This window comes from Methanosphaera sp. BMS, from assembly GCF_003268005.1.
GTDB lineage: Archaea > Methanobacteriota > Methanobacteria > Methanobacteriales > Methanobacteriaceae > Methanosphaera.
Map to the genome: position 1 here is coordinate 1,448,172 of NZ_CP014213.1, position 13,529 is coordinate 1,461,700.

General features: G+C 33.8%; 13 protein-coding genes. 5 read left to right on the forward strand and 8 right to left on the reverse strand.

From position 1 onward, the window contains the following. Positions 1-35: 35 nt before the first annotated feature. Positions 36-1,721, forward strand: coding sequence for an ATP-binding cassette domain-containing protein (locus AW729_RS04970; RefSeq protein WP_112124070.1), 1,686 nt, complete (start codon positions 36-38; stop codon positions 1,719-1,721). A 5-nt stretch (positions 1,722-1,726) separates the two neighbouring features. Further along, positions 1,727-2,116, forward strand: a complete 390-nt coding sequence (locus tag AW729_RS04975; protein WP_112124071.1) for a universal stress protein — start codon at positions 1,727-1,729, stop codon at positions 2,114-2,116. Between the two features lie 11 nt (positions 2,117-2,127). Here AW729_RS04975 and AW729_RS04980 read toward each other — a convergent pair whose 3' ends face one another. Beyond that, positions 2,128-3,189: an adenosylcobinamide amidohydrolase gene (locus AW729_RS04980; protein WP_112124072.1), complete on the reverse strand. Its 1,062-nt coding sequence runs from the start codon at positions 3,187-3,189 to the stop codon at positions 2,128-2,130. A 370-nt stretch (positions 3,190-3,559) separates the two neighbouring features. On the opposite strand from AW729_RS04980, the gene AW729_RS04985 reads away from it, so the two are divergent. The 3 genes from AW729_RS04985 to AW729_RS04995 are packed head-to-tail and all read left to right on the forward strand — an operon-like array spanning position 3,560 to position 5,532. After that, entirely contained in the window at positions 3,560-4,099 is a 540-nt protein-coding gene (locus tag AW729_RS04985) for a nicotinamide-nucleotide adenylyltransferase (protein ID WP_112124073.1), read from the forward strand. 12 nt (positions 4,100-4,111) lie between these two features. Continuing rightward, complete coding sequence (locus tag AW729_RS04990) at positions 4,112-5,293, forward strand: HD domain-containing protein (protein ID WP_112124074.1); 1,182 nt, start codon at positions 4,112-4,114, stop codon at positions 5,291-5,293. Further along, positions 5,290-5,532, forward strand: coding sequence for a pseudomurein-binding protein (locus AW729_RS04995; RefSeq protein ID WP_112124075.1), 243 nt, complete (start codon positions 5,290-5,292; stop codon positions 5,530-5,532). The genes AW729_RS04990 and AW729_RS04995 overlap by 4 nt, the downstream gene beginning before the upstream one ends. Before the next feature lie 435 nt (positions 5,533-5,967). On the opposite strand, the gene guaB is transcribed toward AW729_RS04995, so the two are convergent. From guaB to speB, 7 genes are all read right to left on the reverse strand, one after another. After that, positions 5,968-7,461, reverse strand: coding sequence for an IMP dehydrogenase (gene guaB, locus AW729_RS05000; protein ID WP_112124076.1), 1,494 nt, complete (start codon positions 7,459-7,461; stop codon positions 5,968-5,970). Between the two features lie 75 nt (positions 7,462-7,536). Further along, a complete protein-coding gene (locus AW729_RS05005) occupies positions 7,537-8,241 on the reverse strand; it encodes a (5-formylfuran-3-yl)methyl phosphate synthase (protein ID WP_112124077.1) in 705 nt (234 codons plus the stop codon). A 111-nt stretch (positions 8,242-8,352) separates the two neighbouring features. Further along, on the reverse strand, positions 8,353-8,502 hold the full coding sequence (locus AW729_RS11410; RefSeq protein ID WP_204355169.1) for a hypothetical protein: 150 nt from the start codon (positions 8,500-8,502) through the stop codon (positions 8,353-8,355). Positions 8,503-8,518: 16 nt separating this feature from the next. Then, positions 8,519-10,072 (reverse strand): phenylalanine--tRNA ligase subunit alpha, encoded by a 1,554-nt coding sequence (locus AW729_RS05010; RefSeq protein WP_112124078.1) that lies wholly within the window; start codon positions 10,070-10,072, stop codon positions 8,519-8,521. 29 nt (positions 10,073-10,101) lie between these two features. Beyond that, positions 10,102-11,031 (reverse strand): triphosphoribosyl-dephospho-CoA synthase, encoded by a 930-nt coding sequence (locus AW729_RS05015; RefSeq protein WP_162685803.1) that lies wholly within the window; start codon positions 11,029-11,031, stop codon positions 10,102-10,104. Between the two features lie 272 nt (positions 11,032-11,303). Further along, positions 11,304-12,269, reverse strand: a complete 966-nt coding sequence (gene hemB / locus AW729_RS05020) for a porphobilinogen synthase (protein ID WP_112124080.1) — start codon at positions 12,267-12,269, stop codon at positions 11,304-11,306. Between the two features lie 50 nt (positions 12,270-12,319). Further along, entirely contained in the window at positions 12,320-13,204 is an 885-nt protein-coding gene (gene speB, locus AW729_RS05025) for an agmatinase (protein WP_112124081.1), read from the reverse strand. Positions 13,205-13,529: the final 325 nt, after the last annotated feature.

A 13,529-nucleotide genomic window follows, 5' to 3' on the forward strand; every position in this document is an offset into this window, starting at 1 on the left:
ATATAATAGCGAATAATAAACAAACAGGTTATAAAATGATTAAAGTTGAAAATCTAACGAAAATTTACAAATTAAAAAACAACAACAAAATCAAGGCATTGGATAATGTTTCATTTGAAATAAAAGATAATGAACGATTTGGAATCATGGGAATCAGTGGTTCCGGTAAATCAACGCTCATGAGAATATTAAGAGGGGTTGAAGACTTTGATGAAGGAAAAATCATAATTGATGATATGGAAATAACACCTAAGAACTATTCATCATACAAAAATGATTTAAGGGAAAAAACATCAATTCACCTTCAAAGATCATTCGGATTATGGTCAAAAACAGCACTGGAAAATGTTATTCACAAATTGCATGGACTGAAAATAGGTGATGAATCCAATGTAATAATAGATGAGGTAAAGGAAGAATACATGGATGAGGCACTGGACATATTGGATACTGTTGGCCTTAAAGAGAAGGCAAACCATTTTGCACCGGTTCTTAGTGGTGGAGAAAAACAAAGACTTGTACTTGCAAGACAATTAGCAAAAAAACCTGAAATACTACTGTTAGATGAACCAGCTACAATGAGCAGCCCTAAGAAAAAATTCGAAGTACTTGATACGATTAAAAAAATCAATGAAAAATACGGTACAACTGTCATAATGGTAAGTCATCAACCTGAAATACAAGAATATGTCTCAGAACGCATAATGCTTATATATAACGGTAAGGTAGAAAAGATTGACACCCCTGAAAAAATAATAGAGGAATTTACCAAAAATGAGGAAGAGATATATCCAATTGCTGATATGGATCGCAGCCAACCAATCATAAAAGTGACGGATTTACATAAAGACTTCTACCTTTATAAGGGAGGACATGTACTTACAATAGATAATGTATCATTCAGTGTAAATAAGGGAGAAATATTATCAATCATAGGCCCTACCGGCAGTGGAAAGACTGAAATATTAAAGATGATTGCAGGATTTGAATTAGAGGATAGCGGCTCAATTGAAATATTGACCAATGACCAATGGATTAACATGGCCGATTATGGTGAAAACCGTATGCAGATTAGAAAAAATATGGGATTTATGCACCAGGAATTTGCCCTTACCCCTCATACACCTATACTCGAACAGATAGGAACACACCTTTCACCCAAAACAGACAAAACCTATGAAAATGCCATTGCCAAGGCCAAAGAAATTGGGTTATCCGATGAATCATTGGATGTAATATATCAATTGACTGATTTATCAAGAACAGAGGCAATCACCAAGCTTGAAAAGGTTAACCTTGGACCGGAAATACTGAACATACTCTTCCCACCACTTAATAATGATGATGTGATTGACTATACAATACCAGTATTTGAAGCATTGGATCTGCCACTTCCACTTCTTAACAGACAGTTTATCGAATTGTCCGGTGGTCAGAAAGTGAGAGTAGCCATTGCAACAGTATTGGCCTCAAAACCTGATATACTGATACTGGATGAACCGTTTGGTGACCTTGATCCGATAACGTTGAGAATTGTTGCAAATTCGCTTAAAAAGATTAATGAACAATTCAATACGACAATCATCTTGGTAAGTCATACCATGGACTTTGTCAAAGAGGTATCCACAAGATCCATTTATATCAACAAGGGAAAACTAGTGGCAGATGGAGATGTTGATGAAGTTGTCGATAAGTTTATAGAAGATGAAAATAAAGAGTGATTAGAATGTATGAAAGAATATTGGTATTGACCGATGGGTCTGATAATGCAAAAAATGCTGGAATTGAAGCTGTTAAACTGGCAAAAAAACTCGATGCAAGTGTTGTGATAACATATATCTTTGATCAGAGATTAGCAACAATTGCCAATCAGGAAGAGGAGGGACAAAAATTCATAAATGCGATTAAGGATTACGCGATAGAAGAAAATATTGGTGCCGAGGACTTGCTGATATATGGCAGCCGTAAGAATGATGTGATGATTATTGCAAGAAAAAGTGATGTTGATTTAATTGTCATGGCAAGACACGGCAATACAAAAAATAAAAGTACCTTGATGGGTGAATTTACTGAATTTGTAGTTAAAAACATCCCACTACCAGTATTACTCATATAAAATAAATCGGATTAATCATCCAACAGATATTCATTTACAGAATCTATCACATAATCAATTATTTGATTGATGGATTCAAACTCCACTATTTTTTTATCAAGACTTAAAAATGAATTTGTCAATACGATTATGGATTTACTGATATCTTTTAAGGTCAATAACCCCGTCTGGTATTCATCCACCAAATTGAGCATGCAGCTTATCCATGAAACATAATATTCATCCTTGTTAAATTGGTAGAATAAACTTGCATATTCAACTAAACTGACACAATTTAATTTATCATAAAAGTCGTCAAATGTTATGTTGAATCTTGAAAGTCTGCTTAGTACTGTTTTTTGATAATCAGGACACATCCCCGTTTGCAGGTATAATGCCTCAAGGACCGCTTCTCTTACAGATTTGCCAATTAGTTCTCCAAGCTTGGAATGTTTACCTGCATTTTCAAGGTGATTGTCGCTTGAGGTGTTTGATATTACACATACCCCATCTGTACCTGTTCCTGTAGCGATATGTGTGGAAAAATTACTTTGAATTTTTAAGTCCTCTAGAACACTGGTTTTTGCCTCTGTTATGGTTATGAGTGCTGTTGTTAAAGTACCTGCCTCCATATTAGCATCGATGAATGTTATTATGTTTATTGTACCTGTAATTGGCTGGTATTTGTTATTGTATTCATAGAATGATGCATTATCTCCTGCTTTTACGGCATTTTTATCTGCCCCGGCTGTTACTATGGTAGTTACGCTTAATTCTTTATAGTTTTTAGTAATTATTGAATAGAAATCCATGTTTGCGGATGTTATGAGTCCGGTTGATTTGTCAGGATCTAATCCCAGCTCATTAAATCGTTTTATTTGAAAGTTTTTACTGGTTAATTCTTCAATAATCGGATAATCGCTTTGTGTTAATGATTGATTAACTACATTCTGCATGTTTTCCTGATAACCAGCATTATGCCATGATGAAATTAATAGATTATTGTCAACATTCAATTTTAATACGATTGCATTATCTATAAGAGATATATTGAACTTTTCATTATTATACAATCTTCTAGAATAATTTGACATAATAAACACCAGGTAAAAATAAAAAAAATAGAGTATAATAGTCCTTAGCGGAGTCGAACCGCTGTCACAAGATCCAGAGTCTCGTAGGATTGCCACTACCCTAAAGGACTATGTTAATCGATATATATAATACTATGATAATCATAATATTTATACTTAATCCATGTTATTGGGACCATAATAGAAAATGAATGGAAAATTATCCAACTGGGAATTTAACTATCATTTAGTTAATCATTATTAAGAATTGTTTTAATTTAAAGACATCATAAAGGATATATGAAAAAAAATGATTAAAACTATAAATACTACTAAATACAATATCTAACAATTAATTAAGAAAAGATTTAATTGCAAATGTGAAAAAAAGATGAATATCAAAAGAGGCTTATTAATTGGGCGGATACAACCATTACATAATGGTCATATGAGTGTTATTCAGGACACTTTAAATGAGGTGGATGAGCTAATAATAGGAATCGGCAGTGCAGATCAAAGCCATACCAACTCTAATCCATTTACCAGTGGAGAAAGGGTTTTAATGCTCTCCAAAGCACTAAGAGAATATAAAGTGGACCCTTCTAGATATTATATTATACCACTTGAGGATATTGCATGCAACTCCTTATGGGTAGGTCATGTAAAGATGCTAACACCACCTTTTGAAAAAGTCTATTCGGGTAACAGTCTAGTCAAACAATTATTTAGAGAAAACAAAATTGAAGTAGTTCAACCACCATTATTCAATAGGGAAGAATACTCCGGAACGGAGGTAAGAAAAAGAATTTTGAATAATGAAAACTGGGAAGATCTTGTTCCCCAATCCGTCATAGAAGTAATCAATGAGATTGATGGTGTTGAACGTATGCAAAACTTAAATAAAAAGGAAGTTAGTGAACTAATAAAATAAGGGATGTTTAAAATGGGATTTATCAGAGATTCTATCCATGGGGATCTGCATTTAACCGATTTTGAGTTGAAGTTAGTAGATACAGTGGAGATGCAACGGTTAAGACGAATAAAACAATTGGGTTTTACCAGCCTAGTATATCCAGGTGCAAACCATACTAGATTTGAACATTCAATAGGTACTTTATCCTTGGCAGACAAGCTAGCCACCAGACTAGAGTTAGAGGAAGATGTGGTGGAATTACTAAGGGTATGTGCATTACTCCATGATATCGGACATGCACCCTTTTCACATGTATCCGAAAGAGCATTGAGTCATAAGCATGAGACGATTACCAAGGAAATAATTAAAAATTCACCAATAACTGACATTATCACCGAAAGATTCAACGCCAATTACATCACAAAAATCATTGATGGACAGACAAAATACGGTAAGATTATCTCAGGCGACCTTGACGTGGATCGTATGGATTACCTGGCCAGAGATTCCTATTATACAGGTGTTGCATATGGAGTTATAGATACGGAACGTTTATTATACAGCCTGAAATATGATGATAATGATGATTTGATAATCACACAGAAAGGTGTTCAAGCAGCCGAATCAACCCTCCTTGCAAGATACTTCATGTATCCTACAGTGTATCAGCACCATACAACCAGAATCGTCAATAGCATGTTTAGAGTATGCCTGAAACGTATGTTGGAAGACAATGTTGTCCAAGAAAGAGAGCTGAGATATCTTGATGATGGAGATTTAATAAACATTGCCAGAAACACCAAAGGACTTCCTGAAAAAACCATGAAAAACCTTGATACGAGACATTTGTACAAAAAAACAGACACCATTAATCTGGCAGACATAGATGATCCTGAAAAAATATTCCAGATGGATAAAAAAGTCTTGAAAGATGCTGAAGAGGATATTGCATACAAATTAGACATTAACACGGATGAAGTAATAATTGATTTACCTGAATCATTATCATATAAGGAAATGTGTATCCAAGTAGAAACAGACAGCGGACTTAAATCACTGACAGAAGTATCAACAGTGATAAATTCACTTAAAAAAGCCCAGTACAACTATGCTGACTTAGCATTATACTTATCCAAGGAAAACAAGGAAAAAGCATTACGTAATAATATTAAGATAGAAGATTATTTGAGCATCCCAAGTGATAAAAAATGAAACGAGTGATTAAAAAAGAACTTACAGAAAAGGAATATTCCAAGTTTATTAAAGAATTATTGGCCATTAATGAAAAAAAGGGCCATCTACCAGAATACATTGAATTTGATGATTGCAGGATTTTTAAGATTGAATATATTGAAACCATTGAAAATGTTAATAAGTTCATACTGGAAAACGGCAGACATCCTGAAAACATCATCATATACCAGCAAAAACATAACAGGCACATTTCATGATTGTTCCTCTTTAAAAATTAAATGACACTACTTTAATTTTGAAAAAAGCATCCCCTATTTTTCCATCCATATCACCTTTTAAATTTATGATAATTTTTTGAATAATGAAAGCCAATGCACCCCGTTAAATATATTTTTAATTAATTTTTTCCAATTTTACTTCCAAAACACAACAAATACATGTAATCATAGCATTTATGATTTATGGTTAAATTTAACCACTTTTTTCAAGGCAATCGTTAATTTTTAGTATCGGAATTAATGACTGCATATTTATTCCAACATGGAAAAATAAGCTTGAAAATACTGTTTTAAAAAGTTTTCTTCAAATATACCATAAAAAAGAGTAAAAATATTAATTTAAAATTAATAAACAGTAAAAAACAGGAAGACAATATAATATTTATAGATAAAAAAGAGGGGATTTAAAGAAGTTTAACTTCTTGGATGGTAGTTAGGGCTTTCATTGGTAATTGTTATGTCATGAGGATGACTTTCACTCATACCATTTGGTGTTATGTGTACCAATTCAGCTTTTTCATGCATTTCTTTAATGGATTTTGCTCCCACATAACCCATGGATGATTTTAAACCACCCATTAATTGGAATACTATTTGTTCTGCCGGTCCTTTGTATGGGACTACTCCTTCTATTCCTTCAGGTACCAGTTTTGTAGAGTTCATGTTGCTTCCGGATGTTTGGAAATACCTATCCTTACCTGCACCGACTCCACCGGTCATTGCACCTAATGATCCCATTCCACGGTATTGTTTGTATTTACGGCCGTTTCTAATGGTCATTTCACCGGGAGATTCTGTTGTACCTGCTAGTATACTTCCCACCATTACCGCATTTGCACCTACTGCCAATGCTTTTGCAACATCACCAGAGTATCTTAAACCACCGTCAGCTATTACCGGTACACCATAGTCTTCTGCTACATCTGCAACACTTGAAACTGCACTTAGTTGAGGTACTCCTACACCTGCTACAATTCTGGTAGTACATATTGAACCTGGACCAATACCTACTTTAATTCCATCAATTTCCGCTTTTAATATATCTTCTGCAGCTTTTCTTGTAGCGATGTTACCTAATAATAGATCTGATTCTATGTTTTTGTTCATTTCTTTGGCAGATTTTATTATATCTGTTTTATGTCCATGAGCACTGTCTATTGCTATAATATCCACACCCGCATCACTTAATGCCATTGCCCTATCTGTGTCGAATGGTCCACATGCCGCTGCAACTATGTATCGTCCGTTTTTATCCCTTACTGCATTTGGATATTTTTTTCTTTCAAGAATGTCCTTCATTGTGACTATGCCCACTAACTTTTTATCGTCACTGACAACAGGCAATCTTTCAACCTTATTTTCATAAGCCAAATCCAGTGCTGTTTCAGTATCGGTGTCCTCGGAGATTGTTACAACATTATGTGTCATGGCCTCGGATACTTTTTTATCTGCGGCTTTTCCCCTGAGTGGTTTTATGTCCCTACGACTGATTATACCAACAACTATATCTTCATCAGTAACGACAGGAAGCCCACTGACTCCTTCTATATCCATTATTTCCTGTGCTTGTGCTACTGTTTCATCAGGAGATATTGTAATTACTTCCTTAACTGTTAATTCATTTGCATATTTTACTTTACGTACTTCCTGTACTTCCTGTTCGATGGTCATGTTTCTGTGGATTACACCTAATCCACCCTGTCGTGCTAATGCCACAGCCATTTGTGATTCTGTTACAGTATCCATTGCTGAGCTTACAACTGGTATGTTTAAATTGTAATTTGTTGATACTTTTGTACCTAATGTCACATCTTTAGGTTCTATACTTGATAAACCAGGTTTTATTAAAAAATCATCAAATGTAAAAGTATCTTCTGCTTTAGTTAATTTATCTGTATATTTACTCATTATTTCCCCTCCATTTGAATATCAAATTATTCTATGAATTAAATATATTATTATTATTTTTATTAAAACAAATAATTAAATGTTATCTTTTAATTGTTTTACTAATTGACTATCAATATGACCTGTATTTCTATCCCCACCGGAACATACGCATCCACGTACACCCATTATGTCACAATCCAATTGTTTAAGTAAATTTATATGGTCTTGATTCACACTTCCGGCTAGTGCTACCTTAAGGTCATAGTCATGGGCTTTATCCACAAAACTCGTTAGTTCATCCGTGGACTGATAATCAGTTAATGTATTACCGTTTTTATTGTATGTGTCAAGCATTGCCACGTCACAATTTGAATCTCTTGCTACTTCTATAATTTCTTGTGAGGATACTGAGTTTATATTATAGTAATCGGCATATCCACAGGCCACCACTGTTATGCTGTTATCATATTCTTTAACGCTTTTTACTACTGCATCCATTACTTCTTTTGCTTGATTGTAATTATGGGTCCCATATAATCCTACCTTTATATAATCCGAACCTGAAACTGCACATCCTAAGGCAGCCAAAGATACCGTTCCTGGTTTGTAATCAACATCACCTACTGTTGTACTGATTACTTTGGATTTGTTAACGTATTGACTGATTTGTCTAATAACCCATGGAAAATTTGCACCTAATGAACCTTCCTTTGGATTTTTTATATCAAGTATGTCAGCATCACCCATTAAAGCTTCTTTGGCTTCATTTAAATTAATTGCACTAACCAATAATTCCATTTAATCACCTTGAAAATAAATAATAATAATCATCCATCATTAAAAAAAAATAAATCTTAAGTTTAAAAAAATAAAATAGAATAAAAAAAAATGGTATTAATTAGAAATAAATCATAATACCTTCAATTCTTTAAGCAATATATCTCTTTCTTTTTTTAGGCTTTCTATTTTCTCTTTGTTTTCATCCTTATTTTCTTTTTCAAGTATACTTATTGTATTTGTTATTGCTTCTAAATTTAATTCTAATGAATTTATAACCATCATAATCTCCTCCAGTTTAGAATGATTTGATATTTTTTGTTACAGGTAACTTTCTTAACCATCCAATATCACTCTGGTATAACATACGTATATCCTCGATACCATAACGCATCATTGCTAATCTTTCTATTCCAAGACCAAAAGCGGCTACTTGTGTTTTGATTCCGAGAGGTTCCAATACTTCCGGCCTGAACATTCCAGATCCTCCAAGTTCCATCCAGCTTTTCTTTTCAGGAACATATATCTCTGATTCTATTGACAGATAAGTGTATGGGAAGTATGCTGGTCTGAAACGTACCTTAAATCCTAATTTTCTATAGAATTCCTTGAGGATTCCAAGTAAGTTTTTAAAGCTCATATCATCTCCGGCAACTATTCCTTCTACCTGATGGAATTCAGGCAAGTGTTTATAATTTATGGTTTCACGTCTAAATACTCTTCCCACGGAGAACATCTTGAGCGGAGGCTGATTTTCTGACAGATATCTTACAGACAAACCGGTTGTATGAGTTCTTAATACCATTTGTCTAGCCACATCTTCATTCCATTTGTATTTCCAACCATCAGAACCAGTATTTCCACCATGTTCATGTTCAGCCCTTGTTTTATCAACCAATTCCTGTGATGGTAATGTGGCTGTTTTAGGGTTTGAAACGTAGAATGTATCCTGCATTTCGCGTGCCGCATGATCTTGTGGCTGGAACAACATGTCAAAGTTCCAGAATGCTGACTCCAGGATGTTACCTTTTGCTTCGTCAAATCCCATGTCGATGAATATATCCCTGATTTCTTCAATGGTTTGCTGTAGTGGGTGTATTTTTCCAGGATAATTGTTCGGAGTGGATGTGTTAATATCATAACCACGATAGTGGAGATTTTTCCATTCACCTGTTTTCAGTTGTTGATGTGTAAGCTGTGTTGCTTCATTTTGAAAGGTAAACCCTTTTTCAAGTATTTTTTTACCTGTATCAGCTAATTTAAACTTGAATTCCTGTTCTGTTTTAATATTAAATAATTCTTTTCTTCGTTGAAATTGTTTTTTTGCATTATCGAAGCTTTTTGGAATGTTTTCACTGAGAACTTCTTTTTTATCATGAAGGAATTTTAAGAACTTGACTTGATCTAATTCATCAATATTGACATTTTTTCCTTCATCAGTTATGATTAATTTACCATTATTCATTCTTGCCCATTTATTACGCATTAAGGTACCTATTGAAAACTTCATCTGAGCTTGACTGACACCGGCTTTTTGAATAACCTCATCCATTGTTGCCTCATCTTTTCCTTCCTTAGAAAACTCCTGTAATGCTCTGAGAATTCTATGTTCCGGCAATCCATTTACGGCATAGTCCTCACCTTCTTCAGATAATCCAATCGTGTCAATGGATTTTTTAGCCACGGTAATAATACCCTTACTTTCAAGCATACCTGCAGCACTAGTTACTGCCTTTACCGGCATGTCCTCTGTTTCAGCTATTTCTTCCGGACTTGAATCATCCTTTTTTTCAATACCGTCTAGAAATTTCTTTTCATACAAATGTAATTCGTTAATTATTTTATCTATCATTAATCTATTTTCCCCCTTAATATCATTATTTATAAACCGCTTTGTGAATATTTATCAACCAAACTTACAAATATGGAAGCTGCCGTAAAATCCGCAGTTGTTCCAGGATTATATTTATTTTCATGCAAGTATTCATCGAATTTATTTAATGCATCCAGTCTTTGGCTTGTTTGAATATCTGTAGATTCAAGTATTTCCTGAGCCTTTTGTGATATATCCTCAGCTATTTCATCACCGTATTTTCTTGAAATCAAGGTATCCTTTGTGGTTGATAATATCCTCAAATAGCATTCTATTGCAGAATCATTTAATGGATATTCACAGGATAATTCCGAATATAATGGAAAGCCTATGTTGAATATGACCGGTAATTTATTTGTTAATTCATAGGATATCATATCATATTTAGATGACATTTGAAGCAAATCATAGAGATTGATGTTATTATTTATCAGTTCATCTATAGTATTTGAATTATTGACATCATACTTTGATGTTTTATTTTCCATGCCCCCCGCCTTTGATAATACTATTGCCTTAACGAATGCTATTGCATCATCCACTACGGTATTTCTCATTATAAGATCCACAGTGCCGGGCAGGTATTTTATTGAAGCATCATCATCCATAGTAGCACATGCAGCTGCTATAGGCATAAACAATAAGGATATTCCAAGATTAGTATTGGTACTAACCAACCTGTTTGTATCTTCTATTGCTCCCAAAATATTGTCTCCAACTTTTATATTACTTAATAAGTTAGGATAATAGTTGATTGCCTTGGCGGCTACTTGTTCCAAGTGTCCTCTTATGCATACGCTACTTACCAAGAAGTCCTCATAGGACATGTTATCAAAGTCATGTGTCCTGTGAACGTTACCCGGTTTCGGATAAGCACTAACTTCAAACAATGTTGCCATTTCACCTAATTTTCCTATGTCCTGAGAATTCAGATTCATACAATTATCATATCCTCCACGCATATTTTAAAGTTTAAAAAAATATGTAATTAACCATAATTTATTATAATATAATTTATGTAATTAATAGATTATTAATATTGGGTTATTTTTTGATGAAAAATAATGAAAAGGATATTCAGTTTATCGACTAAAAAAACAAATTGAATCATGGAAAATAATTGCTAAAAAAAGCGATTGAATCAAATAGTTAAAGTGATTTAAAATGATTTTGAATAAAAATAAGAAATGAAAAAAATGGGAAAAATTAATTATTCAATCCCCATTAATTGTGGAACGAAATAACTGATAATCATATCTGCTCCGGCTCTTTTTATTGAAAGCAGTGTTTCATCAAGCAAATCCTCTGTGATATATCCTTTTTCAATACCGGCCGTTATCATCGAATACTCACCGCTTACCTGATAAGCAATTGTCGGCATTTTAAATTGCTGTTTTACTTCACGTAAAACATCAAGATATGCAAGTGCAGGTTTTACGATGATTGCATCGGCTCCTTCATCAATATCCATAGCAACTTCAAGTATTGCCTCATTGAAGTTGGCAGGATCCATCTGATATGAACGTCTGTCACCAAAACTAGGAGCAGAATCAGCAGCTTCCCTGAATGGTGCATAGTAAGTTGATGCATACTTGGCAGCATAGGAGAATATCGGAACGTTCAAATAATCATTAGCATCCAATCCATCACGAATAGCCATCACACGACCATCCATCATGTCACTAGGTGCTACTACATCCACACCGGCATCGGCATAGCTTACTGCTATTTTTGATAGATAATCCAGTGTTTCATCATTTTGAACATATTCATCGCGTATGATACCACAGTGTCCATGACTTGTGTATTCACACATACATACATCCCCCATGACTACAAGGTTTGTCTGTTGTTTTAATGCCCTTATTGTTTGTTGGATGATTCCATCCTTATCATATGCACTGCTTGCTACTTCATCCTTATGTGCAGGTATTCCAAATAGCAGCACACTTGTCAATCCATTGTCTTCAAGTAATCCTGCAAAATCCACCGCATCATCAACGGAGTACCGGTACTGGCCAGGCATGGTACTTATTTCTTCAGGATTACCGTTTTCTGCCTCTTCCTTGATATATAACGGATATATTAAATCACTCATATCAACACTTGTTTCTTGAAACATTGCCCTTATTCTTGCGTCGGTTCTCATTCTTCTCATTCTTCTTATTGGAAACATACTTACCACCATATAAATTTTAGATTATTGTAAATTGAATTAATTAATATTTATTTTTGTAATGATAAAAAGTCATATATTACCTTAGCCGCATTTACGCTTGTCACATCACCTATTTCATTAGATGCAACCTCAACCACGTCCAATCCACGAACATCCTTATTTGATAAGGCATAAATTATATCCTCCAGCATCATAGGCGTTAACCCACATGGTGCAGGTGTGCCAACTGATGGGGCATAGGCAGGATCCAATACGTCAATATCAACTGTAATATAAACAGGCGAGTTTATATCCTTTAATTTATCAAACAAGCCTTTTGGGTCTTGACGTAATTGATGACTGCTAAAGTAAGTGATATTATCATGTGCTTTTACATATTCATATTCTTCATATTCTGCAGATCTTATACCGATTTGTATTATTTCCTTAGGATTTAATTCATGTACACGACGGAGTACACTTGCATGGGAGTATTTTTCACCAAGATACTCATCCCTCATGTCAAAATGTGCATCCAAATGAACAACCACCATGTTACTGAAAGCTTCCGGGTCATTATCATGTAATGATTTTAAAATACTGTAAGTTACTGTATGTTCTCCACCAATGGTTATGGGAGTTAAGTTCTTATCGAGCAATTCATTAACCGTATCATATATCATATTTCCGGTTTCCTGATAATTTCCTGGAATTACCTGAACATCCCCTATATCATAACTGACAGTTGTAACGGATGTATCAAAACGTAGATTATATTGTTCAAAATTATATGAAGCTTCCCTTACTGCTTTTGGACCGTAACGAGCACCTGATTTGTAGCTGGTTGTACTGTCAAATCCCACGCCCATTATTGAGTATCCTTTTTCGTATTCTTCATCGTTAAATTCTTCGGAAAAAGCAAATTTCATCATATTATCTGCATAAAAAAACATAATAAAATACCACTTGAATATTTTCTTGATAATTATATTTATATCATTATTCATTAAAAAGATTGTTTGAGAAATGGTACATAGTAATTATTTATATTATTACAATTAAGGGGAATTCGCCAAAATTAATTTTACACTGGAAGTGGTACAACTTCAAATTTTTTAAATTCAATTATTTTTAGAATTACATTATTTTTAAGAGTTATATCTATATGTAAAGATATACTTTTAATCATTTTTCATATGGAGATTATTTTTATTCTTATTTTTGTTAATAATCATTAATTAATTAGTAAAGTTTATATAGTAGATTATACATAATTAT